We start from the raw sequence: 25,162 nt of genomic DNA on the forward strand, positions 1-25,162 counted from the left end.
GGCCGTCTCCCCACCAGGGGGGCGCGGCTGAACTAAAGCCAGCCTGGCGTCGCGCCGGCCGGTCTGGATAAAAATTGCGTGATGTGCGTCGCCATGAATGCGAGCCCACCGATCAGGATTGGACGTAGTCTACCGCTGCCCACTCGAAATACTGTTTCAGGTCCTGGATCAGGGCCACATGTGCCGGATGTACCAGGTAGCGCTGCACGGCATCGGCGTCATCGAAGGACGACTCCAGCAGGTAGTCCCAGCAGATCGGGCGATCCAGCACGTTGGCCGAGACCTTCCAGTCGCGGATGAAGTCGATCTCCCCGACCAGCACGCGCATGCGCTCGGCCAGTGCCGTCTGGCGCGCCACATCCCTCTCCACCGCCGCCAGGCGGCGGAACATCACCACATGGCGCATCATCACTTGACTCCCTGTTTGGCCGGCCCCAGGTGATAACCGCGACCGGCGTAGTCGAAATCGACCAGCTGGTTGATGGCCACTTCCTTGTCGGCCGGCGAGGCGTAGAAGGCACGGATTTCCTTGATCAGCCCGCTGTCCTGGTCGAAGACATACCATTCATCGCCACGCAGGGCCGTGCCCAGCTTGCCTTTCCAGTGGGTCCACTCGATCACGGCTTCATGACTGTCGTGGCTGACCAGCATCTTCTCGATGGTCCACTGCGATCCCAGGTTTTCCACGCACCAGACCCATTTGCGGGCGATGGTATCGGCGCTGCGCCAGGGGATCTCGGGCAAGCCGGCGGGAAAGTAATGCACCGCATCCGGGGTGAAGCAGGATACCAACGCCTGGTAGTCGGCGGCGTTGCAGGCATCGAAGTAACGGCGGATCAGGGCCGCATAGCGCTGTTGTGTCTCGTGGGTGGGCTGGGTCATGGGGGTTTTCCTTGGAATCGTTGACCGGTGCAGCGACATGGAGGTCGTGGCAACCGGTATGCAAGGCCGATAGTAGTGAAGCAATTGCGAGCCGGGAACCGTCCAGCCAATGCAAAATCCGTCCTCATCCCACTCACTGGAACGAAGCCGCGCATCCTCCACGTCCTGCCTCCCCTGTTGCGCGCCGGGTTCCACCCATTGGAATAGTGAGGTGCAGTCGCTGTCCCGGGCGACTGGCCGGACAAGCCTGCGCTCCCTAGAATCGCTCGACATCCAACAATCATTTCAATCCGGAGACTCCCATGACTGCCCCCGCTGCAGCATGGCGCGCTACGTCCGGCGACGGGTCGACCCCGCCGCCGCAACGTGGAGAGGCGCCATGAGCTATCAATTCGATTTCCAGACAGTAATGGAACAATGGCCCATCTTCCTGCGCGGTGCGTGGGTGACGGTGCAGATGATCCTGCTGGCCATCCTGCTCGGCTTCATCGGTGGCACGCTGTGCGCCATCGGGCGTGGCAATGGTCCGGCCTGGCTGCGCAAGCTGCTGGGTGCCTATGTCGAGGTGATCCGCAATACGCCCCTGCTGATCCAGGCCTACTTCCTCATCTTCGGCCTGGCCAGCAGCGGTGTTCGGGTACCGATCCTGATGGGTGCCACCATCGCCCTGGTGGTCAATATCAGTGCCTACACCAGCGAGATCATGCGTGCCGGCATGGATGCCATCCATCCGGGCCAGATCGAAGCAGCCGATTGCCTGGGCCTGTCGCGCTGGCAGATCTACCTGCACGTGATCCTGCAGCCGGCCATGGAAAAGGTCTATCCGGCACTGGCCAGCCAGTATGTCTTGCTGATGCTGGGGTCAAGCATCCTCTCGGCCGTGGGGGTGGAAGAACTGTTTGGGGTCTCCAATCGTGTACAGAGCCTGACCTATCGGAACTTCGAGGTCTTCGTGGTGCTGGGGGCGATCTACCTGGCGCTGGCGCTGTTGCTCAAGATCGGCTTTGCGCTCCTGGGGATGCTGCTGTTCCCGCGCCAGCGCAAGCTGGGCAATGCCTGAGGAGAAGCACATCATCATGAATTCGATCTTCCTCACGTCGCTATTGCAAGGCCTGCTTGGCACGGCCCTGCTCTCGGTACTGACCTTCGCCTGCGGTGGCGCATTGGGATTCGTGCTCTGCCTGGCACGCATCTCCGGCAACGGCGTCGTGCGCGGCGCCGCCTCGCTCTATATCCAGCTGGTGCAGGGCACGCCGCTGCTGGTACTCATGGGACTGTGCTTCTTCGGTCCCGACCTGCTGGGCATGGATGCGGTGGCGCCCCTGTCGGCCGCGACCCTGGCCATGTCCATCTATGCCAGCGCCTATCTGGCCGATATCTGGCGCGGCTGTCTGCAATCGGTCCCGCGTGCCCAGTGGGAAGCGGCCGAATGCCTGGGTCTGTCGCGCTGGCAGCGCATGCGCCAGGTGATCCTGCCGCAAGGACTGCGCCTGGCCACGCCGCCCACGGTGGGCTTCATGGTGCAGATCGTCAAGAACACCTCCACGGCCTCGCTGGTGGTGGGCTTTGCCGAGCTCAGCTACAACGCCAAGGTCATCAACAACGCTACCTTCCAGCCGTTCATCTATTTCGGCCTGGCAGGACTCTTGTATTTCGCGGTCTGCTATCCCCTGTCGATGCAGGCTCGTGCACTGGAAAGGAAACTCAATGTCAGCAGTCGTTAAGATGCAAGGCGTGCGCAAGGCCTTCGGCACCAACCAGGTGCTGGCCGGCGTGGACATGCAGATCCATCGCGGCGAAGTCGTCGCCATCATCGGCCAGAGCGGTTCCGGCAAGAGCACCACCCTGCGTTGCATGGGCTGGCTGGAAAGCATCGACGCCGGCCAGTTGTCCGTGTGCGACCATGCACTGCATGCGCCCCATGTGGACCGCAAGGCGTTGCGCCGCGATGTGGGCATCGTCTTCCAGAGCTACAACCTGTTCCCTCACCTGACGGTGCAACAGAACGTGACCCTGGCGCTCAAGTCGGTCAAGCGCATGAAGGCGGCGCAAGCCAACGAGATCGCCCAGGGCGTGCTCGCCAAGGTCGGCCTGGGCGCCAAGCTCGATGCCTACCCGCAGCAGCTCTCCGGCGGCCAGCAGCAGCGCGTGGCCATTGCCCGCAGCCTGGCCATGGAGCCCAAGCTGATGCTCTTCGATGAAGTCACCTCGGCACTGGACCCGCAACTGACCGGCGAAGTACTGCGCGTGATGGAAGAGCTGGCCGCCGAAGGCATGACCATGGTCTTGGTGACGCACGAGATGGCCTTCGCCCGCAAGGTTGCCAGCCAGGTGATCTACATGCGCAACGGCGTGGTCCACGAGAGCGGCCCGGCCGCCATCCTGGACGCGTCTGCCACGCCGGAGCTGCGCGACTTCGTGCTGGCCTGAACCGCGCCCGGCCCCTATCCGCTTCACCCACCACAACATCCATCAGGGAGACATCATGTTGTCACGTCGCGATTTCCTCATCCAATCGGCCGCACTGGCCGCCGCCGGCACGCTGGCGCCTCTGGCCATGGCCGATACGCTGGACGACGTGCGCACGCGCGGCAAGATCCGCGTCGCGCTCGACCCCAACGTACCGCCCTGGTCCTACAAGAACGACAAGCTGGAGTGGGCCGGCTGCGAGTACGAGATCGCCCGCCAGCTGGTCAAGGACCTGGGCGTGGCCATGGAGATCATTCCCACCAACGGCGCCAACCGGGTGCCGCTGCTCATCACCAACAAGGCTGATCTGGTGGTGGCGGCCATGACCATTACGCCCGAGCGCGCCAAGGTCATCGGTTTTTCCCATCCGTATGACGGCACCACCAACACCGTGGCCGGCCCCAAGGCCTTGCAGGTCAAGAGTCTCAATGACCTGGTGGGCAAGAAGGTGGCCGTGGCGCGCGGCACCATCTCGGACACCGACCTCACCGCCACCGCCCCGGCTGGTGTGGAGATCGTGCGTTTCGAGGATGAATCGACCACCATGACCTCGATCCTGAGCGGCCAGCTCGATCTGGTGGCGCAATCCTCCACCCTGACCGACAAGATCAATGAGCGTCAGCCGGCGCGCCAGATGGAGACCAAGGTCGTGCTGCGTACCAGCCTGCACGGCATGGGCATGCGACGCGGCGACGATGCGCTCAAGACCTGGGTGGACAAGTGGATCGCCACCAACACCGCCAATGGCTTCATCAACGCCGCCTACAAGCGTGCCCACGGCACCGACCTGCCGCCGGCACTGGTGAAGGCCATCGCCGCGGCCTGATCGATCTTGCTCGCGCTGCAGGGGCTGCCGTCACAAGACGGCAGCCCCTTTTTCATCCCGACAGCAACAGCCCCAAAAAAAGCGAGGGCAAGCCCTCGCATCAAAGGTGCTTGCCATCATGGGGATGGCAGGCAGCACCGGTTACAACATCCCGGTTTCCCGGCCTCAATACAGGCGCTGTGGGCTGCCCACGAACTCCCACTGCGAGAAGTCGCCACCGAAGGTGGTCTCGCGCAGGGCCAGTGCGGCCTCCGAGCCCGGGACCGGTGGCGGATCGATGGCATATACCGCATCGACATGCTCATCTGGCCGCCCTTCCGGCCGGTAGCCCAGTGCATAGGCGCGACTGTTGTCGAACTGGCGGCGCGTGGTGTCGGAGACGCCATAGACCACTTCGTAGACCAGGTCTTCGCGCTCCATGCCGATGGAAATGAGCTGCGCCAGATCCTTCCACCAGATCCAGTTGCCCAGGCGACGACGGTCGATGGGCTTGTCGTTGGCATTGCCGATACGGATGGCCAGGATCTTCAGGCCGAACTTGTACGCATACAGCGAGGACATCAGTTCGCCGAAGGCCTTGCCTACGCCATAGCGGCCATCGGGACGCATCTGCACCTGGTTGTCGATGTCTCGCACGCGCGGATGCAGGCCCACCACGTGGTTGGAACTGGCATAGGCAATGCGCGGCACACCCGCTTCGCGGGCAGCCTCGAAGACGGCGATGCAGCCTTCCACGGAGAGCTTGACCTGCTGGTCCCAGGCCGCGTCAGTGGTGCAGGCCGACAGATGGACGATGCCATCCACGCCCTTGAAGGCCTCGACCAGCTTGTCCTTGTCGGTGCAGTCGACCACCCTGGCCTGCTCGTGCTCGCGGCAATCGGTGATCTCGCGGATGTCCAGCAGCAGCAGGCGATAACCCAGGGCGAGCAGCGGTGCGCGCAGCCCGGTGCCGACACTGCCGGCGGCGCCGGTAAGGGCGATGGTTTTCATGAACTATCCTCTCAGGCGATACGGTAACGTTGCAGGATGGCCGGGTCAGGGATGAAGCCCAGGCCAGGTGTTTGCGGAATGGTGACGCGGCCATCGACCGGCAGCGGCGTGCCGCCCTGCGCCAGGTCGCCTTCCAGCGTGACATACAGGTGTTCGAACAAGGGTGCGCCATGCAGCACGGCTGCCAGATGCAGGGTGGCAAAATAGCCGGGACCGAAATAGGGCGAGTGCGGCATCACCGTGAGGCCATGACCTTGGGCCTCCTGTGCCACGGCCATGAATTCGCTCACGCCGCCGACCTTGATCACCGACGGCTGGGGATAACGTACGGCCCCGGCCTGCATCATCTTCCTGAACTCGTGGCGGGTGCAGGCGTTCTCGCCCGCGCCCAGCGCAAACTCGGCATTGAGCGCCGCCAGCGTCTCGAAGTCTTCCGGCGGGAACACCGGTTCCTCCAGCCAGGCCGCGTCGATCTCCCGCATCACGGCCAGGCGTTCGCGCGCCTGCTCTGCATCCCAGGCACAGTTCACGTCCACCGAGATACCCACCTCGGGACCGCTGGCCCGGCGCGCGGCGCGGATGACCTCCGGGTCAATCTCGTGCAGCTTGATGTTGCGGTAGCCCTGCTGCACGGCCTGCCGGCAGAAATGCTGCACCAGCTCAGCATCGGCATAGCGCACCAGGCTGGCGTAGGCCTCCACCTGATCGCGTCGCGCCTGGCCCAGCAGCGCATGCAGGGGCTGGCCGGCCCGCTGTGCGGCGATATCCCAGAGCGCGATATCAAAGCCGGAGATGGCAAACAGGGTCACGCCATAGCGACCGAAGATGTGCAGCCGCTTCTGCAATTCGTGGTTGAGCTTCTCCGGGGTCGCATCGAGCTCCCGGCCCAGCAGCATGGGCCGGATCATGTCGCGCGCGGCTGCCGCCGTGGCCGTACGGCAGACGTAGGAGAAGCAGTCGCCCCAGCCTACCAGTCCGGTATCGGTCTCGATGCGGATCAGTACCGAATCCACCGAGTCCCAGCGACCGGGCGTGATGCCCATGCCGCGTCCGCCATCATCGAAGGGAATCACCAGTTCGATGACGTCGATTGCCTTGATCTTCATTTCTTCTCCTCAAACACCAAACCTGACCGGGCCGCTCACAGGGGCGTCCCGGCAATCATCCTGCCGACCACCTCATCCATCTCCTGCAGGAGCTGACGGGCCGGTTCCAGCACGTTCATCATGGGGCCGAAATTGTGCGTCATGCCGGCGTATTCGCTGTAACGATGACGGACCCCATGCCAGCCCAGCTTGCGGGCATAGCGACGGGCATCGTCACGCAGCACATCATATTGCGCCCCGACAACCCAGGCCGGCGCCACGCCGGCCAGCGAACGCGCACGCAGCGGTGAGATGCGCGGCGACTCCAGCGTCCCATTCGGGACATATTGCTGCCAGAGCCATTGCATCTCGGCGGTATCAAGCAGATAGCCGCTTCCGCTCTCGCGATAGCTTTCGGTCTCGGTATCGCAATCGGTCACCGGACTGAGCAGCAACTGCCCCAGCAAGACCACCCGTCCCCTGGCCTGCTGGGCCAGCACGGCAGCGAGGTTGCCGCCGGCACTGTCGCCGCCGATCAGCAGCGGCAGGCCATCACCCAGTCCGGTGAGCCAGGCCAGTACATCCTCACCATCTTCCAGCGCGGCCGGGAAGGGATGTTCGGGTGCCAGCCGGTAGTCCGGCACCAGCACCTCGCAACGGCTGGCCTGGCAGATGGCGCGGACAAAAGGATCATAGTCGGCCAGACTGCCGGCCACCCAGCCACCGCCATGCAGCCACAGGAGCCGGCCGCGCGCGCCGCCTTCCGGGCGATAACGACGCACCGTCATGGGCCCGCCGCGACTGGGCAACGTCAGCTCGCTGATCTCACCCACTTCGGGGCCGGCGCCCCAGGACTGGCGACGCGCGGCAATGCCGGCGCGGGCCGCCTGGGCTGAACGCGCAGGGGCTACGGCGCCGGCCGCGGCTTGCCGGCGCTCGGCAATCATGGTTTCCAATCGGGGATGTAGTGGCACGTGGATTTCCTGCACTGGTCTCTGGGCTTGTCATGGATTGCTGCAGCGCGCAACGATCGGGCTAAACGCGAGCGCACACCGGGCTTATACTGCGTTCCACATATTGGAACAGCCGGGCAATCCCCTTCTTTCGAGGTTTGGCAATTCTAAGGCGCCGTCTGCAAAATGAAAGCATCGACAAGGCGACGCCGGCCCTACCCGGACGTCCATATTCCAAAATCTGAGACAGGCGGTAAAAGATGGCTAGCAACCCTGGCGACGGCACCGGCGCCCTAGAAAAGGCAATCGATGTGCTCGATGCCATCGGTTTGCGCCCGGGTGGACTGAGCCACATGGAAATCTCGGCGGCCGTCGGCCTGCCCCGCACCACCACCTATCGGCTTCTGGCCACGCTGGTGCTGCGCGGACTGGTGCGCCATGATCCGGTCAAGAAGGTGTATTGCCTGGGATCGCGCTGCCTGGATTTCGCCAAGCAGGTCTACACCATGCCCGAGCTGGTCATGGCCGCTGGCGACGAATTGCGCGAATTGCGCGACCTCACCAACGAGACTGCCTATGTGGGTGCGCTGGAGGGCAGCCATATCGTGTCACTGGAGCGCTTCGACGGTGGCCATAGCCTGCGCTCCAATACCGCCGTCGGATTTCGCAAGAGTGTCTATGCCACCAGCCAGGGCAAGGCCGTGCTGGCGGCCATGGATGGCAGCTCCCGCGATGCCGTGATGAAGAATGTCAGCATGCGCAAGTTCACGCCCATGACGCTGTCGGACCGGCGCGCGCTATCGACCGAGCTGCAAGCCATTCGCATGCGCGGCTACGCCATCGATGATGAGGAAATCGTCTCCGGCGTGCGCTGCGTCGGCGCGGCCGTAATCGACCAGGATGGCGTGGTACGCGGTGCCATCAGCGTGGCCGGGCCGGCGTTTCGCCTCAGCCGTACGCGGCTGGAACTGCTAGGACCACAGATCGCCGAATCGGCTCGCTACATCGGCAGTCGCCTGAGCCCGCTGAAGACCTTGCCCGCCGATGGCTGCCGCGTGGCCGAGGCCAGCACCATGGCCCTGTATGGTGCCAGCCCACGCTGGTGCACTCGGCGCAACCGGCTGGTGTGGATCGATGCGCTGGGACCGACGTTGCGCACCTATCGTCCCGGCGGGCCGGAGGAAATCCTGCATCTGGAGCAACCGGTCACGGGCGTGCTGCCACGCCAGGACCATCTCCTGCTGACCCATCAGAACGGTGCCCTGCGGGTCGACGACCACGGTGTGCATCCGCACTGGGAATGGCGCAACCTGGAAATCGTTTCGCTGGAAGCCGGCGAAGGTGACGACATCTGGGTGGCCGTCGAATCGGTCAATGGCGCGCTGATCGGACAGCTCGATGCCGGTGGCAACTTCAAGGTGACCTGGTCCATTCCCGAACCGGTAACCTGTATCCGCTGGAACGCCTGGACCAAGCAGCTCTATGCCACCGCGCCCGAGTCGGGCGCCATCTTCATCCTGCGCCCCGGCGTGTCATCGGTGAAACGGCTGGCCAGCGTACCCAAGGCCTCGGGGTCGATCACGGCCCTCGAATTCGACAAGGAGGGCGGACTGTGGGCCGCCCTGCGTGACGGCTGGAACGTGATCCATCTGCGCGAGGATGGCAGCTGCGACCGTTCCGTGGCACTCCCCGTCCCCTATCCGACTGGGCTATGCCTGGGCGGTGAGGATCTCGATCGTCTCTTCATCACCACCGCGCGCCATCCGGTTCCGCTGGATACGCTCAAGCGCGCGCCCCTGTCAGGCCACCTGTTCGAGCTGGGTCTCTGAGCCACACCTGCAGCTCACCCCACCTGCAACAGCAGCAACAGCGCCATGGCCAGCATGGAAACGGCGACCGCACCATCAAGCAGCCGCCATGCCAGCGGCCGGGCCAGCACCGGCTGCAGCAGACGCGCCCCGAAGCCCAGGCAGGTGAACCAGACCAGGCTGGCGGCACAGGCGCCAGCGGCAAATACCCAACGCAATCCACCGGGGTAGCGCGATGCCATCCCGCCCAGCAAGACCACGGTATCCAGGTAGACGTGCGGATTGAGGAAACTCAACAACAGGCAGGTCAGCAAGGTCCGTCCCAGTCCTGCGTGCCTGGCGTGCGCCGCATGCAGGCTGCCACTGCCCTGCAGGGCGCGCCGCGCCGCCATCGCGCCATAGGCCAGCAAGAACAGCCCGCCCAGGTAGCGGACCAGCACCAGCGCCTGCGGCCATCGCTCGACCAGTACGCCCGCGCCGGCCACACCGGCCAGGATGAGCACGACATCGCCCGCGATGCACAGGGCCACGACCGGGGCGACAAAGCGGCGCAGCACCCCCTGACGCAACACGTAGGCGTTCTGCGAACCGATGGCGACGATCAGACCGGCGCAACTCAGAAAACCGGTGGTGGCAGCACTCAGGATCATGGCGGGAAGCAATTCCAAAAACCCGGATGATGCTGGATTCGTCATGCTAAGTTAAGCTAATTGTTCTTCATCTACATTAGCCAAACTGATCTGACCATGGACCTGATGCATCCCCGCCTTTCTGCCTTTTCGGCGGTCATCGAAGAAGGCAGCTTTGAGGCTGCTGCGCGGCGCCTGTCGGTGACGCCCTCGGCCATCTCCCAGCGCATCCGCCATCTTGAGGACGGCCTGGGCCAGTTGCTGGTGGTGCGCCAACCGCCCTGCCGGCCAACACCGGCGGGTGAACAATTGCTGCGGCGGGTGCGCGCCATGCAGTTGCTGCAGGCTGAGGCGCTGGACGAACTGGCTCCCGCGCGTCGCACACAGTCCTCATGGCGTTCGCTGGTGATCGCGGTCAACGACGATTCCCTAGAGACCTGGCTGATCGCGGCACTGGCCCGGCTGCACCACGAACATGGCTATGTCTTCGATGTGCGCGTGGATGACCAGGACCATACCCTGGCCCTGCTGCGAGAAGGCGCGGTGATCGGTGCTGTCACGTCCGAGGCCACGCCGGTACAGGGATGTCGCGTGAGCCCACTGGGCGTGATGCGCTATCGCGCCATCGCCGCACCGGATTTCGCCAGGCGCCATTTCGGGACGGGACTGTGCGCCGAGACCTTGGCGCAAGCGCCCATGATCGTATTCAATCGCAAGGATGCCCTGCAGTGGCGCTTCATACGCAGCATCACCCGCGCGCGCCTCAACCCTCCCCTGCACTACCTGCCCACGGCAACCGGTTTCATCGAAGCAGCCGCACTGGGACTAGGCTGGTGCCTGGCGCCCGACTCACTGATCCATGCCGCCCTGCACGAGCGACGTATCGTCGATATCGCTCCCGGCCGCTGGCTGGACGTGCCGCTCTACTGGCAACATGCCGCCATCCCCTCGCGTACGCTGGAGGAAGTCAGCCAGGTGTTGCAGCAAGTTGCCACGGCCATGCTGAAAAAATAACCTTCCATCGTCGCTCAATGCGCAGTGATATCAGATCCTGCCTTGCAGCTGCCTTGTTGTCACATGCCCGAGTAGTTGGGCCCACCACCGCCTTCGGGCGTGACCCAGACAATGTTCTGGGTCGGGTCCTTGATGTCACAGGTCTTGCAGTGCACGCAGTTCTGGGCATTGATCTGCAGGCGTTCGCTGTTGTCCTCGTTCTTGACGAACTCGTAGACACCTGCCGGGCAGTAGCGCGATTCCGGGCCGGCGTACTTGGCCAGGTTGATCTGCACCGGTACGTTCTTGTCCTTCAAGGTCAGGTGGGCGGGCTGGTCTTCGCCGTGGTTGGTGTTGGAGATGAACACCGATGAGAGGCGGTCGAAAGTCAGCTTGCCGTCCGGCTTCGGATAGGCGATCGGCGCATAGTTGGCCGCTGGCTTCAGGCACTCATGGTCCGCATGCGTATGACGCAGGGTCCACGGTGCCTTGCCGCCGAAGAGCACCTGGTCGATGCCCACCAGCAGCGTGCCGGTGACCAGCCCACGGCTCATCGAGGGCTTGAAGTTGCGGGCCTTGTGCAATTCTTCCTTCAGCCACGACGCTTCGAACGCAGCCGGATAGGCGGCCAGCTCATCAGACTGGCGATTCTCACCCAGGGCCTGGAAGGCGGCGTCCGCTGCCATCATGCCGCTCTTGATGGCGGCGTGGCTGCCCTTGATGCGCGAGGCATTGAGGAAGCCGGCGTCGCAGCCCAGCAGCGCGCCACCCGGGAACACCAGCTTGGGCAGCGATTGCACACCACCGGCGGTGATGGCGCGGGCACCGTAAGAGAGGCGCTTGCCACCCTCGAAGAACTTGCGGATCTCCGGGTGGGTCTTGTAGCGCTGGAATTCCTCGAAGGGCGACAGGTACGGGTTTTCGTAGGCCAGGCCCACCACGTAACCCACCGCCACCTGGTTGTTTTCCAGGTGATACAGGAAGGAGCCGCCATAGGTATCGTTGGCCAGCGGCCAGCCGGCGGTGTGGACCACCAGGCCGGGTTGGTGGACTTCGGGCTTCACTTCCCACAATTCCTTGATGCCGATGGCATAGGTCTGTGGATCACGGCCGGCATCCAGCTTGTACTTGGCGATCAGTTGCTTGCCCAGGTGACCACGCGCGCCTTCGGCGAAGAAGGTGTACTTGGCGTGCAGTTCCATGCCCAGCTGGAATTCGGGGCCGGGTTCGCCTTCCTTGTTGATGCCCATGTTGCCGGTGGCTACGCCCTTGACCGAGCCATCGTCGTTGTAGAGGACCTCGGCAGCCGGGAAGCCGGGGAAAATTTCCACACCCAGCGCCTCGGCCTGCTGGCCCAGCCAGCGGGTGACGTTGGACAGCGAGATCACGTAGTTGCCATGGTTCTGGAAACAGGCCGGTAGCAGCCAGTTGGGCGTCTTGTAGGCCTTGGTGGCGGAGAGGAAGAGGAAGCGATCCTCGCTCACCTTTGTCTCCAGCGGCGCACCTTGCGCCTTCCAGTCGGGGATGAGTTCGCTCAGGGCGCGCGGGTCCATGACCGCGCCGGAGAGGATGTGGGCGCCGATTTCGCTGCCCTTCTCCAGCACGCAGACCGACAGGTCCGACGACAACTGTTTCAGCCGGATCGCAGCCGCCAGGCCGGCTGGTCCACCACCGACCACCACCACGTCGTATTCCATGGATTCGCGTGGACCATATTGTTCAAGCAACTGCGCCATCTGCATCGACTACTCCTGTTCCCTGGTCACGACGGCATTTCCGATACCGTCACTTCGAAAGCATGCCCGCATCGCTGCTAGCGCGCGAAATAAAGATCATGCAGATGATCGAGATCGACCTCGGCCGCCGTCTGCGACAAGATGACCTTGCCACTCTGCATCAGGTAGACATGGTCGGCCACGCCGACGGCGCGCTCGGTGTTCTGTTCGACCAAGACGATGGTGCGCCCTTCCTCTTTGAGCCGCGTGAGGATCTCGAAGAGTTCATTGACCACCACCGGTGCCAGCCCCAGCGAGGGCTCGTCGATGATGAGCAGCTTCGGTTCCGACATCAGCCCGCGCGCCATGGCCAGCATCTGCGCCTCGCCACCGGAGAGCGAACCGGCCAGCTGCCGACGCCGCTCGCGCAGGCGCGGGAACATGGCATAGGCGCGTTCCAGGTTGTCTTTCATGCGGGCGCGGTGCTGGGGCGCGAAGGCGCCGATGATGAGGTTTTCCTCGATGCTCATGGCGCGGAAGATCATGCGTCCTTCCGGGATCATCGCCATCGAGACCTGGGACATCTCCCAGGTCGGCATGCCATTGAGCACGCGGCCATCCAGGCTGACCTGGCCCTGCCCGATCGGCAACAGTCCCATGATGGCGCGCAGCAGCGTGGTCTTGCCGGCGCCATTGGGGCCGATGATGGTGGTCAGTTGCCCTTGCCCGACCTTCAGGGAGACATCCCACAACACATTGATGGCGCCATAGCCGGCGCGCAGGTTGGTGACTTCAAGCATGGTCAGGCTCCGGTATAGCTCTTGATGACGGCGGGATCGCTGAACACCTGGGCCGGTTTGCCCTCGGCGATGAGCTGGCCGAAATTGAGCACGGCCACGCGATGGCACAGTTGGCTGATGGTCTCGATGTCGTGCTCGATGATGACGATGCCCACCGCAAAGGCTTCGTGCAAACCCTTGAGCATCTGCATGAAGCGGCGCTTGCCGTTGGTCTCCAGACCGGCCAGCACTTCATCGAGCAATAGCAGCCGGGGCTGGGTCGCCAGGGCCTTGGCCACTTCCAGTGCCTTGAGTTCGGTCAGGGCCAGTTCGCTGGCGGCATCGCGGTCGGCCTTCTCCGCCAGTCCGGTGAAGGCCAGCACCTCGGCGATCTTGCTCTCATCGACGCGGCCGGTGGCAAAGCGCTGCGCCACGATCAGGTTCTGGCGCACCGTCAGTTCATGCATGGGCTGCGGAATCTGGAAGGTACGGCCTATCCCCAGGCGGGCGCGCCGATGCAGCGGGGCATGCAGGATATCGGCACCGTTGAAGCGGATGGCCCCGCTGGTCGGCCGCACCAGCCCGGAGATGGCGTTGAAGAGTGTGGTCTTGCCGGCGCCATTGGCGCCCACCAGCCCGACCACGTCGCCGCTGCCGACCTCCAGCGAGACTTCGTTGACGGCGGTCAGGCCGCCGAAGCGCACCGATACCTTGTCAAGTTGCAGCATGCTTGCTCCTCGTGAACTTGCCCTTGAACAGCTTGCGCAGCAGCGGCAGCAGGCCATCCGGACTGAAGACGATCATCGCCACCAGCAAGCCGCCCAGCACCAGCTGGTGGCCGGAGGGGATGATGTTCTTGAACACCAGCTGGTCCAGCAGGTAGACCACCACGGCGCCGACCACCGGGCCGGTGATGCTGCGGTAGCCACCGAAGATGGCCGCCACGATGGGGATGGTGACCCACAGGGCGCTGAAGGCGTAGTCCGGCTCCAGGAAGCTGATGTAGTGCGCATTGAACGCCCCCACCACGCCGCACATGAAGGCCGACAGCAGCAGCATCATGCCCTTGAGCACGAGGCTGTTGACACCGACCACGCGGGTGGCATCCTCGCTCTCGTGCATGGCGCGCAAGGCCAGGCCGTAGTGACTCTCGCGCAGGCGGGCATAGATCACGGCAAACACCAGCACGATGAACAGGATCACGAAATACGCGCCAATCTTGCTGGACAGGTCCAGCCCCGGCAGCGTGGGCAACGGGGGGATGCTGGAGAGCCCGCCGGAGCCGCCGGTCATGGAGGTCCACTCCGTGGCCAGGATGCGGAAGATATGGGCGTAGGCCAGGATCGCCAGGGCAAAATAGGGACCGCGCAGGCGCAGTACCGGCAACATCGCCAGCGCCGCCACCAGCGCCCCGACCCCGCCCAGCAGCAAGGCCACCAGCACCGGCACGCCGAACTTCATGCTCAGCACCGCCGAGGTATAGGCGCCCACGCCGAAGAAGGCGGCGTGGCCGAAGCTGATCATGCCGCCCAGGTTGCCCAGCAGCGCCCATGACAGGGCGATGCCACCGATCACCATCGAGGCCACCAGCAGGCTCATCACGTAGTGGTCCTGGGCAAACAGCAGCGGTCCGCCCACGCACAGGGCCAACAGGGCCAAGAGGCTGGTCTTGCTCATGGTCGTTTTCATGGTCGTCTGCATGCTCATCCTCGTCTTCCCCGTACCCCGAACAAGCCATTGGGCATGATGAACAACACCAGCAGGAACAATCCCATGCCGGCCAGTTCCTGCAAGGCCGAGCTGGCCAGGGTCACCGTCAGCGCCTCGGCCACGCCCAGCAACACCGCCCCGATCAGCACACCGGGGATCGAGCCGACCCCGGCCAGCACCGTGATGATGAAGGCCTTGACCGTCAGCACGCCGCCATAGGCCGGGCTGATGACGCCATAGCTGAACAGCGCCACGCCGGCGAACGCGGCCAGGATGCCGGCCACGATGAAGGACACCAGTTCGGTATAGCCGGGATTGATGCCCATGAGCTTGGCGGCATCGCGGTTGCTGGAGACGGCCCGCACCGCGCGGCCATACCAGCTGCGCGAGAGCCACCACCACAGGGCCGCCATCATGACCAGGCTCACGCCGAAGAACAGCACCTCGCTGCGCATGCTGTAGAAGGGACCGAGCACGAAGGCTTCCTGCATCCATTCGGAGCTGGTGGAGCGGATGTCCGCCTTCCAGACCAGCAGCATGCCGTTGGTGAGGATCACGCCTATGCCATAGGTGAGGATGAGCGAATTGATCTCGCGGTCCTTCTTGATGCGACCCACCACGAAATACACCAGCGCCGAGGTCAGGCACACCACCACCAGCGCAATCGGGATGGCCAGCACCGGGTTCAGGCCCAGGCCGGACTCCACCGAGTAGGCGATGTAGGCCGATAGCAGCACCAGCTCGCCCTGCGCCAGGTTGATCACCCGCATGGCGCCGAACACCAGCGCCAGTCCCAGGGCAATGAGGGCATACGAGCCCCCCTGCAGCAGCCCCGAGTACAGGGCTTGCAGTATCAGTTCACTCATATCTGCATTCCGTTGGATTGAACGCGGGCGCGACCGCCACTGCTGCCCCTGGCAGCCAGTGCGCGCGCCCGGTGGGCATTACCAGGGTACGGCCGGGTAATTCATCTTGCCGGTGGCGGCGGCCTTGGGCCAGACGATGGCCACCTTGTTGCCCTGATGCTGCCCCATGTTGTGGGTGAAGTTCAGGTTGTCGCCATTGCTGCCGAACTGCACACGGCCGATCAGGGTCTCGCGGTCGGTCTTGCGCATCTCCTCGGCCACGCCGCCCTTCTTCAGCGTCCCCTTGTCGGCGGCGCGGGCGATGGCTTCGAACAGCAGCATCGATTGCACATAGCCGAACTGGCCGAGGTAGTCAGGCTCCTTGTTGTACAGGCGACGATAGGTCTCGTCGAAGAGCTTGCCATCGGCCGTGGTGAACTGGGCCGGATACGGCAGCAGCGCCGTGCCGTAGACATTGGGCACCAGGTCGGGGAAGTCGGCGGCCATCTTGGGCGTGGCCAGCGACCACACGCCGACCATGGCCTTGACGGCGGGCTTCAACACGCGCGTGGCGCGCAGGATGCCGACGTAGTCGTTTTCATAGCCGATCATGGCGATGACCTCGGGCTTGTCCTGCAGCTTGATCTTGTTGATGATGGGCTTGAAGTCGCTGATGGCGGGATCGAAGGCATGCGCCGTCACCTTCAGCCCCTTGGCAGCCCAGGCCTTTTCCAGGTCCTTGGCCAGCGCGGCGGTGGCTTCCTTGGTCGAATAGACGATCGAGACCGAGCGCGCATTCATGTCGTCCAGCAAGCCCACCATGGCCTTCTGGTAACCGGCCACGTTGTTGATGCGGAAGAAGTTCTTGCGGCCGCTACTGACCAGGTTGTCATCCACGCCGCCCGAGGTCACGTAGACCAGGCCGGCCTTGGCAGCGGCGTCGGCCGCCGGGGCGATGTTGTTGGAACCGTAGCCACCGGTGACGGCCAGCACGCCATCGCCGGCCAGCTTCTCGACGGCGGCAATGGCCTTGGCCGGGGCCGATTCGTCATCGATGGTGACCAGCTTGACCTTGTGCTTGCCATTGGTCTTGTTGAACACCTCGGCGGCCACGTTGATGCCCTCCTGCATGCCCGAGCCGACCCGCGCCAGGCTGCCGGTCAGCGGGATCTCCACGCCCACCTTCAGTTCTTCGGCCCCGGCCGTACCGGCCACCAGCGCCGAGGCTGCCCAGGCCAGCACGGCCAGTCGCTTGATGCCTTGATACCTGCTTGTCATTGTCTCCACCTCTTTGGTCTGATGAAAGTGATGCAGCCGATCTGCCCGGGGGACGATATCCGCCACCCGCGCGACCCGCTTCAGCGATAGGCACCCTGCGTCAGGACGCACGTTTCCCCGCCGGGATGGGACGCAAGCTCCCGCCCCGGCCAGATCACGTCTCTGGCCAGTCTGTGACGGCGTTGGCGAAAGTCCTGTCCAGGCGGGACAGGATGCGCATGACGCCTATTGCTGAAAGGGGTCGCTCAAGACCCGAACGGCTGTTTTTTTTATTGTGGTGTTGCGGTGCTGCCGAATTGCCGGAACCGGTCAGCCGGTTCTCTCTGTCTTCATACCTGCTTGCAATGATTCTTTGCGGTGATCCGCCTGCCGCTCGGCTCAGTGCCGTCCCATGCTGGTTTCCACCGAGCGCACCACCGCCACCAGGCGCGGACCCAGGTCTTCCATGAGCATCTCGCGGGTGAGCATGAAGGCCGGGCCGCCGCAGTTGAAGGCCATCACCTTCTCTTCGTTGGCGTCGATCATGGGGACGCCGACGGCGCTGATGGTCTTTTCCCACTCGCCCACCGAGATGCAGAAACCGTAGTCCTGGAAATCCCGGAAGGCCTGCTCGATCCCCGCCTTGACCTTGGGCCATTGCTCTTCATTGCGCAGGCGGATGTGGTCCATCAGGAAATCGCGCTCGTTCTGCGGCAGGGCGCACAGCAAGGCGCGCCCCATCGAGGTCGTGGCCAGCGGAATGCGTGAGCCCACGTCGCGCCGCAGGGTCACGGCCGACTGGCCGCGCGTGGCTTCGATGTAGACCATGCTGAGACGGTCGCGGATACCCAGGGCGACGTTGCACTGGGAATAGTCGGCCAGCTCCTGCATGGCTGGCCGCGCCAGCTTGCGCACATCCATGCCGGAGAGCAGCGAGTAACCCAGCGCCAGCACGCCCGAGCCAAGCTGGTAGCGGCCCTGGTCTTCCGAATATTCGAGATAGCCCAGGCGGGTAAGGGTATGGGTCAGGCGCGAGATGGTCGGCTTGGGCAGGCCGGTGCGCTTGGCCAGTTCGGTATTGGTCAGGTAGATCTCGCCGGGACGGAAGCAGCGCAGGATTTCCAGGCCACGCGCCAGGGCATTGACGAACTGCCGGTCGTTGCTCTCATCCTCACCCTTGAACGCCAGAATCTCATCCATCCTTCACTTCTCCGTTTTCCACTCGTCCGGGCGCTGCCGGTGACCCGACTTGCCCTCATTGGCAGTGGAATGTACACACCTCGATTCGCACTGTCAATTATTTGCGAACGCGTGTTCCGCTGTGCAAAACAAGAAGATTTCATCTGAGGCAAAAAGGCCGCGCCGCAAAGAAATTGCACGCACCGGCAAAGGCCTTCCTGGCCGCAAAGCCCCGCCCCACAAGGGCATCGGAGGCAGATGGCGTACCGGTGAGCGCCACCCCGCACCCGGTTTACACACGGGAAGCAAATGAGGTATCGTTGGCGATCAAATCAATTTGCGAACTTGAGTTTCGCTATGCGAACCAACTAAAACAGGAGATCCCGACATGTCTGCCCAACACGCCGACCATGGCGCCCCCGTCCACCTTGCGCGCAGCGGTGCCATCCTGGTGGTGACCATCGACAATGCCCCGGTCAACGCCCTGGGCGTCGCCGTCCGTCGTGGCATCCTGGCGGCCATCGAGGAAGGGGATGCCGATCCCGAGATCGCCGCCCTCCTGCTGGTGGGCGCCGGGCGCAACTTCATCGGTGGCGCCGATATCCGTGAATTCGGCAAGCCGCCGCAAGCGCCCCTGCTGACCGAGCTGTGCAACCGTATCGAGGCCTGCCGCAAGCCGGTGCTGGCCGCCATCCATGGCGCAGCCCTGGGCGGTGGCCTGGAAGTGGCGTTGGCGGCGCATTACCGTCTGGCCATGCCCGACGCGCGCCTGGGCTTGCCGGAGGTGCAACTGGGCCTGCTGCCCGGCGCCGGCGGTACCCAGCGTGCGCCGCGCCTGATCGGGGCGGCAGCCGCGCTGGAGATGATGCTCAGCGGCCGCCACCTGGGCGCGCCGGAAGCGCTCGCGCTGGGCCTGGTGGACAGCCTGGGAGAAGGCACCGACACCACCGCCGCTGGCCTGCGCGCACTCGATGCGCTGCTGCAGGCCCGGGCCCCGGTGCGCCGCACCCGCGACGCCGGCGCGCTGGCCGACCGGGCGGCCACCCTGGCCGCCATCGAGGCGGTGCAGGCCGAGGCCGGCAAGAAGTGGCGCGGCCTGTTTTCGCCCCTGAAGATCATCGAAGCGGTACAAGCCGCCGCCACCCTGCCCTTCGACGACGGCCTGGCGCTGGAGCGCAAGCTGTTCCTGCAATGCCTGGACAGCCCCCAGCGCGCCGGCCTCATCCACGCCTTCTTCGCCGAACGCGAAGTCCAGAAAGCACCCGAGACCCGCCATGCCAAGCCACGCGCCATCGCCAGCGTGGGCGTGGTCGGCGGAGGCACCATGGGCGCGGGCATCGCCGTGGCCGTGCTCGATGCCGGCCTGCCGGTGACCATGATCGAACGCGACGACGCCGCCCTGCAACGTGGCCGCGCCCATGTGGAAAAAGTCTACGACGCCCAACTGGCCAAGGGCCGGATCACCGCCGAGGCCCGCAGCGCCGTGCTGGCCCGCCTGCAGGGCAGCACGCGCTATGAAGACCTGGCCGCAGCCGATGTGGTCATCGAGGCCGTGTTCGAAGACCTGGCCGTCAAGCAGGCCGTGTTCGCCGAGCTGGACCGCGTGTGCAAACCCGGCGCCGTGCTGGCCACCAATACCTCCTATCTCGATATCGATGCCATCGCCGCCAGCATCACGCGGCCGGCCGACGTGATCGGGCTGCATTTCTTCTCGCCGGCCAATGTCATGAAGCTGCTGGAGATCGTGGTGCCGCGCCAGGTCGCCGATGACGTGGTGGCGACCGCCTTCGAACTGGCCAAGCGCCTGCGCAAGGTGCCGGTGCGCGCCGGTGTCTGCGATGGCTTCATCGGCAACCGCATCCTGGCCGTGTATCGCCAGGCCGCCGATGCCCTGATGGAAGATGGTGCCTCGCCCTACCAGATCGACCAGGCCGTGCGCGAATTCGGCTTTGCCATGGGCCCGTTCCAGGTGGCCGACCTGGCCGGCGGCGATATCGGCTGGGCCACCCGCAAGCGCCGCGCCGCCACCCGCGATCCGCGTGCGCGCTACGTGCAGATCGCCGACCGGCTGTGCGAGCGCGGCTGGTTCGGGCAAAAGACCGCGCGCGGCTATTACCTCTATGCCGACGGCGCCCGCACTGGCACGCCCGATCCGGAGGTGCTGGCCATCATTGATGCCGAACGCCAGCGTGCCGGCGTCTCGCCGCGCAGCTTCAGCAACGAGGAAATCCTGCGTCGCTACCTGGCCGCGATGATCAACGAGGGCGCCAACGTCGTGCACCAGGGCATCGCCTTGCGGCCGCTGGACGTGGACGTGACCTTCCTGCACGGCTACGGCTTCCCGCGCTATCGCGGCGGGCCGATGAAGTACGCCGACATGGTGGGGCTGCCGGCAATCCTGGCCGATATCCGCGCCTTCGCCCAGGAAGACCCGCTGTTCTGGACACCGTCACCACTGCTGGTGGCGCTGGTCGAACGCGGCGCCAGCTTCGAGTCGCTCAACCAGGCCGGCTGAACCAGGCGACTGAACTGAGCAGCCACAGGACACGGACTGCGCCCTGACGGCGCAGTCCACAGCATTCAAGACCACACTCCAGGAGACCTCCATGATGCGGGAAGCCGTCATCGTCGCCACCGCCCGTACGCCCCTGACCAAGGCGCATCGCGGCGAATTCAACATCACCCCGGGCCCGACCCTGGCCGCCTTTGCCGTGCGCGCCGCGGTCGAACGTGCCGGCCTCGACCCGGCCCAGATCGAGGATGCCATCCTCGGCTGCGGCTATCCGGAAGGCACGACCGGCCGCAACATCGCCCGCCAGGCCATCGTGCGCGCCGGGCTGCCGATCGGCATCGCCGGCACCACCGTCAACCGCTTCTGCGCCTCCGGCCTGCAAGCCATCGCCATGGCGGCTGGCCGCATCGTGGTCGACGGCGCCGAGGCCATGATCGCCGGTGGTGTCGAAAGCATCTCCCAGATCCGCAGCCGCAGTGCCACCGATAGCGGCGATAGCGGCATGGACCCGTGGATCGTCGAGCACAAGCCGGCGCTGTACCTGCCCATGATCGAGACCGCCGACATCGTCGCGGCGCGCTATGGCATCAGTCGCGAGGACCAGGATCGATTTTCCGAGGCCAGCCAGCGCAAGACCGCCGCCGCCCAGGAAGCCGGTCGCTACCGCGACGAAATCATCGCCTGCACCACCACCATGCAGGTCACCGACAAGGCCAGCGGCCAGACCAGCCTGCGCGAGGTCACGGTGGCGGCCGACAACTGCAACCGTCCCGGCACCACCTTCGAGGCGCTGGGCAAGCTGGCACCGGTGATGGGGCCGGAGCAGTTCGTCACGGCCGGCAATTCCTCGCAGCTCTCCGACGGGGCCTCGGCCTGCGTGATGATGGAAGCGCGCGCCGCCGAACGCGCCAACCTGCCGGTGCTGGGCGCCTTCCGGGGCCTGGCGGTGGCCGGTTGCGAGCCCGACGAGATGGGCATTGGCCCGGTGTTTGCGGTACCGCGCCTGTTGGCGCGCCATGGCTTGAGCGTGGACGACATTGACCTGTGGGAACTCAACGAAGCCTTCGCCTCGCAAGCCCTGTATTGCCAGCGCCGCCTGGGCATTCCCGATGAGCGCCTCAACGTCAATGGCGGCGCCATCTCCATCGGCCATCCCTTCGGCATGACCGGTGCCCGCCTGGCCGGCCACGTGCTGCTGGAAGGCCGGCGCCGGGGCGCGCGCTATGCGGTGGTGACCATGTGCATTGCCGGCGGCATGGGTGCGGCCGGCCTGTTTGAATTCTATTGAGTATCTAAGTCATCGAGGAGTCTGGAATGGATCTGAATTTCACCCCGGCCGAAACCGCCTTCCGCGACAGCGTGCGCGCCTTCCTGGCCGAGAAGCTGCCGGCGTCGCTGGCCGAGAAGGTCGCCAGCGGCAAGCACCTGAGCCGCGACGACATGGCCCAATGGCATGCCATCCTCAACGAACGCGGCTGGCTGGCCAACCACTGGCCCAGGGAATACGGCGGCACCGGCTGGAGCGTCATCGAGAAGTTCATCTTCGAACATGAATGCTGCCTGGCCAATGCCCCCCGGGTCGTGCCTTTCGGCGTGAACATGCTGGGACCGGTGCTGATCAAGTACGGCAACGAGGCCCAGAAACGCCACTGGCTGCCGCGCATCCTCAATGGCCAGGACTGGTGGTGCCAGGGGTATTCGGAGCCCGGCGCCGGCTCCGACCTGGCCGCCGTGAAGACCCATGCGGTGCGCCAGGGCGATCACTACATCGTCAACGGCCAGAAGACCTGGACCACGCTGGGCCACTACGCCAACATGATCTTCTGCCTGGTGCGCACCAACCGCGAGGCCAAGAAGCAGGAGGGCATCAGCTTCCTGCTGATTGACATGGATGCGCCCGGCGTCGAGGTGCGCCCCATCATCACCCTCGATGGCGAACGCGAAGTCAACGAGGTCTTCTTCACCGACGTGCGCGTCCCGGTACAGAACCTGGTCGGCGAGGAAGACCGTGGCTGGAGCTGCGCCAAGTACCTGTTGACCTATGAGCGCACCAACATCGCCGGCATCGGTTTCTCGGTGGCGGCGCTGGAACGTCTCAAGAAGATCGCCCAGCGCCAGCAACGCAATGGCCGGGCGCTGGCCGAGGATCCCCTCTTCGCCGCACGCATGGCCAGGGTCGAGATCGATCTGGAGAACATGAAGACCACCAACCTGCGCGTCATCTCCGCCGTGGCCGGTGGCGGCGTGCCGGGCGCGGAAAGCTCCATGCTGAAGATCCGTGGCACCGAGATCCGCCAGGAGATCACCTCGCTCACGCGGCGCGCCATGGGCTCCTACGCCCGCCCCTATGAACGGCAGGCGCTGGAGGACGATTACCAGGGCCACACCCTGGGCCCCGAGGAAGCTGCCGGCGCCGCCGCGCATTATTTCAACAACCGCAAGCTGTCGATCTTCGGCGGCTCCAATGAAATCCAGAAGAACATCATCTCCAAGATGATCCTTGGCCTGTGAGGAACCCGACATGAATTTCGAGCACACCGAAGAACGCCGCATGCTGGCCGACAGCCTGCGCCGGCTGATCGCCGAACAATACGGCTTCGAGCATCGCAACCAGGTGATCCAGTCGGAGGCCGGCATGAGCCGCGCCATGTGGCAGCAACTGGCCGACATGGGCGTCATCGGCGCACTGCTGCGTGAAGCCGATGGTGGCTATGGCGGCGGCGGCTTCGATATCGCCGTGGTCTTCGAGGAAATCGGCCGCGGCCTGCTGGTGGAACCCCTGCTGGGCAGTGCCGTGCTGGTGGGCGAAGCCATCGCCAGCGCCGGTACACCGACCCAGAAGGCGCTACTGGAACAGATCATCGCCGGCCAGACCCTGGCCGCACTGGCGCACGACGAAGCCGACAGCCACTACGAACTGCACCACGTCACTACGCGCGCCGAGCAACAGGCCGACGGCCGCTGGCGCCTCGATGGCCACAAGGCGGTGGTGTTGCAGGCGCAGGCGGCCGACCTGTTCCTGGTCTCGGCGCGCAACGCCGGAGACAGCGACGACAGCGCGGGCATTTCGCTCTTCCTGGTGCCGGCCGGCACACCCGGACTGCAACTGCAGGACAGCGCCACCATCGACGGCGGCCGTGTGGCCGACCTGCTGCTGCAGGGCGTGACGCTGGCGCCGGACGCCCTGCTGGGCCAGGCCGGCGACGCCGCCGCGCTGCTGGAACGGGTGATCGGACGCGGCATCCTGGCACTGTGCGCCGAAGCGCTGGGCGCCATGGAAGTCGCCAAGACCGCCACGCTGGACTACCTGCGCACGCGCAAGCAGTTCGGCCTGCCCATCGGCAGCTTCCAGGCCCTGCAGCACCGCATGGCCGATCTGCTGCTGGAGGTGGAGCAGGCACGCTCGGCCGTCATCAATGCCGCTGCCGCGCTGGAAGCCGACCGCGTGACCCGCGAACGCGCACTGTCGGCGGCCAAGTTCAGCATTGGCCGCATCGGCGCCCTGGTGGCCGAAGAGTCGATCCAGCTGCACGGCGGCATCGGCATGACCTGGGAACTGCCGCTGTCGCACTACGCCAAGCGCCTGGTGATGATCGACCACCAGCTCGGCGACGAAGACCATCACCTGCAGCGCTACATCGCACTGGGCGAGGAAGGTCGAACATGAGCACGGTCCTGCGTGAACAGCAGGGGGCGGTGCGCATCCTGGTCAATCATGATCCGGCCACGCGCAATGCCATCAACGCCGACCTGTACCTCGCCCTCACCAGCGCACTCGACGAAGCCGAGGCCGATCCCCGGGTGGCCGCCATCGTGCTCACGGGGGCTGGCGGATTCTTCTGCTCGGGGGGCGACCTGCGCCTGCTGGCGCAGCGCCGCGCCATGACGCCCGGGCAGCGGCGCGAACGGCTGGAGGGCTTGCATGATCTGATCCGCCGCATCGGCCGCTGCGGCAAGCCGGTGATCGCCGCCGTCGAGGGCGGTGCCGCCGGTGCCGGGCTGTCGCTGGCGCTGGCCTGCGACATGCTGGTCACCACGCGCGAGGCGCAGTTCTCTGTCGCCTATGTGAAAGTGGGCCTGACACCCGATGGCGGTGCCACGGCCTTCCTGGCGCAGTTCCTCTCGCGCCAGCAACTGACCCAGCTGTGCCTGTCCGGCGAACGCTTCGACGGCGCACGGCTGCATGCCATGGGTGCCGTCAACCAGCTGGCCGAACCGGGCCAGGCACTGGCGACTGCCGTCGCGCTGGCGGCCACCCTGGAGGCCGGGCCGGCGCGAGCCATGGCGCGCATCAAGGACTTGTGCCATCACGCCTATGGTGCGACGCTGGCACAACAGCTGGACCTGGAAGCGCAGCACATGGTGGTCTCCCAGGGCGACGACGAAGCCGCCGAGGGCATCGGTGCCTTCCTGCAGAAGCGGCCGGCCGATTTTCGCCGCTTGCGGTCCGCTGCGCCAGACGACGATGGACGATGACGGGCGAGGACGTCCGCTGAACGATAGTCAACCATAACAACAATGCCAGGATGC

24 protein-coding genes are annotated in these 25,162 nt (G+C 65.1%); 11 read left to right on the top strand and 13 right to left on the bottom strand.

The features are described 5' to 3' along the window. Positions 1-112: 112 nt before the first annotated feature. A complete protein-coding gene (locus ACIPHN_RS10175) occupies positions 113-409 on the bottom strand; it encodes a Dabb family protein (RefSeq protein ID WP_400435784.1) in 297 nt (98 codons plus the stop codon). Then, positions 409-882, bottom strand: a complete 474-nt coding sequence (locus ACIPHN_RS10180) for a nuclear transport factor 2 family protein (protein WP_400435785.1) — start codon at positions 880-882, stop codon at positions 409-411. The genes ACIPHN_RS10175 and ACIPHN_RS10180 overlap by 1 nt, the downstream gene beginning before the upstream one ends. Positions 883-1,261: 379 nt before the next feature. Between ACIPHN_RS10180 and ACIPHN_RS10185 the strand changes: the two genes are divergently transcribed. From ACIPHN_RS10185 to ACIPHN_RS10200, 4 genes are read left to right on the top strand one after another with little or no spacing between them, the layout of a single operon-like run. Next, complete coding sequence (locus ACIPHN_RS10185; RefSeq protein ID WP_400435786.1) at positions 1,262-1,942, top strand: amino acid ABC transporter permease; 681 nt, start codon at positions 1,262-1,264, stop codon at positions 1,940-1,942. A 16-nt stretch (positions 1,943-1,958) separates the two neighbouring features. Beyond that, entirely contained in the window at positions 1,959-2,606 is a 648-nt protein-coding gene (locus tag ACIPHN_RS10190; RefSeq protein WP_400435788.1) for an amino acid ABC transporter permease, read from the top strand. After that, positions 2,590-3,312, top strand: coding sequence for an amino acid ABC transporter ATP-binding protein (locus ACIPHN_RS10195; protein WP_400435789.1), 723 nt, complete (start codon positions 2,590-2,592; stop codon positions 3,310-3,312). The genes ACIPHN_RS10190 and ACIPHN_RS10195 overlap by 17 nt, the downstream gene beginning before the upstream one ends. Positions 3,313-3,367: 55 nt before the next feature. Then, positions 3,368-4,177 carry a transporter substrate-binding domain-containing protein gene (locus ACIPHN_RS10200; protein WP_400435791.1) on the top strand — a complete coding sequence of 270 codons (810 nt, stop codon included), beginning with the start codon at positions 3,368-3,370 and terminating at the stop codon, positions 4,175-4,177. 165 nt (positions 4,178-4,342) lie between these two features. Here ACIPHN_RS10200 and ACIPHN_RS10205 read toward each other — a convergent pair whose 3' ends face one another. The 3 genes from ACIPHN_RS10205 to ACIPHN_RS10215 are packed head-to-tail and all read right to left on the bottom strand — an operon-like array spanning position 4,343 to position 7,226. Beyond that, positions 4,343-5,167: an NAD-dependent epimerase/dehydratase family protein gene (locus tag ACIPHN_RS10205; RefSeq protein ID WP_400435793.1), complete on the bottom strand. Its 825-nt coding sequence runs from the start codon at positions 5,165-5,167 to the stop codon at positions 4,343-4,345. 11 nt (positions 5,168-5,178) lie between these two features. Then, entirely contained in the window at positions 5,179-6,273 is a 1,095-nt protein-coding gene (locus tag ACIPHN_RS10210; protein ID WP_400435795.1) for a mandelate racemase/muconate lactonizing enzyme family protein, read from the bottom strand. A gap of 35 nt (positions 6,274-6,308) precedes the next feature. Beyond that, positions 6,309-7,226 carry an alpha/beta hydrolase gene (locus tag ACIPHN_RS10215; RefSeq protein ID WP_400435796.1) on the bottom strand — a complete coding sequence of 306 codons (918 nt, stop codon included), beginning with the start codon at positions 7,224-7,226 and terminating at the stop codon, positions 6,309-6,311. A 239-nt stretch (positions 7,227-7,465) separates the two neighbouring features. On the opposite strand from ACIPHN_RS10215, the gene ACIPHN_RS10220 reads away from it, so the two are divergent. Next, positions 7,466-9,034 carry an IclR family transcriptional regulator C-terminal domain-containing protein gene (locus ACIPHN_RS10220; RefSeq protein WP_400435798.1) on the top strand — a complete coding sequence of 523 codons (1,569 nt, stop codon included), beginning with the start codon at positions 7,466-7,468 and terminating at the stop codon, positions 9,032-9,034. A 14-nt stretch (positions 9,035-9,048) separates the two neighbouring features. Here the strand turns inward: ACIPHN_RS10220 and ACIPHN_RS10225 are convergent, their stop codons facing one another. Further along, positions 9,049-9,663 (bottom strand): LysE/ArgO family amino acid transporter, encoded by a 615-nt coding sequence (locus tag ACIPHN_RS10225; protein ID WP_400435800.1) that lies wholly within the window; start codon positions 9,661-9,663, stop codon positions 9,049-9,051. 96 nt (positions 9,664-9,759) lie between these two features. Between ACIPHN_RS10225 and ACIPHN_RS10230 the strand changes: the two genes are divergently transcribed. Then, positions 9,760-10,656, top strand: a complete 897-nt coding sequence (locus ACIPHN_RS10230; RefSeq protein ID WP_400435802.1) for a LysR family transcriptional regulator ArgP — start codon at positions 9,760-9,762, stop codon at positions 10,654-10,656. Positions 10,657-10,715: 59 nt separating this feature from the next. Here ACIPHN_RS10230 and ACIPHN_RS10235 read toward each other — a convergent pair whose 3' ends face one another. From ACIPHN_RS10235 to ACIPHN_RS10265, 7 genes are all read right to left on the bottom strand, one after another. Then, entirely contained in the window at positions 10,716-12,377 is a 1,662-nt protein-coding gene (locus ACIPHN_RS10235) for an electron transfer flavoprotein-ubiquinone oxidoreductase (protein ID WP_400435804.1), read from the bottom strand. A 71-nt stretch (positions 12,378-12,448) separates the two neighbouring features. Further along, positions 12,449-13,150, bottom strand: a complete 702-nt coding sequence (locus ACIPHN_RS10240) for an ABC transporter ATP-binding protein (protein WP_400435806.1) — start codon at positions 13,148-13,150, stop codon at positions 12,449-12,451. A gap of 2 nt (positions 13,151-13,152) precedes the next feature. Then, positions 13,153-13,857 carry an ABC transporter ATP-binding protein gene (locus tag ACIPHN_RS10245; RefSeq protein WP_400435808.1) on the bottom strand — a complete coding sequence of 235 codons (705 nt, stop codon included), beginning with the start codon at positions 13,855-13,857 and terminating at the stop codon, positions 13,153-13,155. Next, positions 13,844-14,806: a branched-chain amino acid ABC transporter permease gene (locus ACIPHN_RS10250; RefSeq protein WP_400435809.1), complete on the bottom strand. Its 963-nt coding sequence runs from the start codon at positions 14,804-14,806 to the stop codon at positions 13,844-13,846. The genes ACIPHN_RS10245 and ACIPHN_RS10250 overlap by 14 nt, the downstream gene beginning before the upstream one ends. Before the next feature lie 26 nt (positions 14,807-14,832). Beyond that, entirely contained in the window at positions 14,833-15,705 is an 873-nt protein-coding gene (locus ACIPHN_RS10255) for a branched-chain amino acid ABC transporter permease (protein WP_400435811.1), read from the bottom strand. A 78-nt stretch (positions 15,706-15,783) separates the two neighbouring features. Further along, entirely contained in the window at positions 15,784-16,962 is a 1,179-nt protein-coding gene (locus ACIPHN_RS10260) for an ABC transporter substrate-binding protein (protein WP_400435812.1), read from the bottom strand. Positions 16,963-17,340: 378 nt separating this feature from the next. Further along, positions 17,341-18,141, bottom strand: coding sequence for an IclR family transcriptional regulator (locus tag ACIPHN_RS10265; RefSeq protein WP_400435813.1), 801 nt, complete (start codon positions 18,139-18,141; stop codon positions 17,341-17,343). Between the two features lie 367 nt (positions 18,142-18,508). On the opposite strand from ACIPHN_RS10265, the gene ACIPHN_RS10270 reads away from it, so the two are divergent. From ACIPHN_RS10270 to ACIPHN_RS10290, 5 genes are all read left to right on the top strand, one after another. Beyond that, positions 18,509-20,635 (top strand): 3-hydroxyacyl-CoA dehydrogenase NAD-binding domain-containing protein, encoded by a 2,127-nt coding sequence (locus tag ACIPHN_RS10270; protein ID WP_400435814.1) that lies wholly within the window; start codon positions 18,509-18,511, stop codon positions 20,633-20,635. Between the two features lie 94 nt (positions 20,636-20,729). Then, positions 20,730-21,920 carry an acetyl-CoA C-acyltransferase gene (locus tag ACIPHN_RS10275; RefSeq protein ID WP_400436083.1) on the top strand — a complete coding sequence of 397 codons (1,191 nt, stop codon included), beginning with the start codon at positions 20,730-20,732 and terminating at the stop codon, positions 21,918-21,920. Positions 21,921-21,946: 26 nt separating this feature from the next. Further along, complete coding sequence (locus ACIPHN_RS10280) at positions 21,947-23,143, top strand: acyl-CoA dehydrogenase family protein (RefSeq protein WP_400435816.1); 1,197 nt, start codon at positions 21,947-21,949, stop codon at positions 23,141-23,143. Positions 23,144-23,153: 10 nt separating this feature from the next. After that, positions 23,154-24,299: an acyl-CoA dehydrogenase family protein gene (locus tag ACIPHN_RS10285; protein ID WP_400435818.1), complete on the top strand. Its 1,146-nt coding sequence runs from the start codon at positions 23,154-23,156 to the stop codon at positions 24,297-24,299. Beyond that, complete coding sequence (locus ACIPHN_RS10290) at positions 24,296-25,108, top strand: oxepin-CoA hydrolase, alternative type (protein ID WP_400435820.1); 813 nt, start codon at positions 24,296-24,298, stop codon at positions 25,106-25,108. Before ACIPHN_RS10285 ends, ACIPHN_RS10290 begins: the two co-directional genes overlap by 4 nt. The last annotated feature ends 54 nt before the right edge of the window (positions 25,109-25,162 follow it).

Origin of the sequence: Herbaspirillum sp. NPDC087042, assembly GCF_044745245.1 — a bacterium.
GTDB lineage: Bacteria > Pseudomonadota > Gammaproteobacteria > Burkholderiales > Burkholderiaceae_D > Herbaspirillum.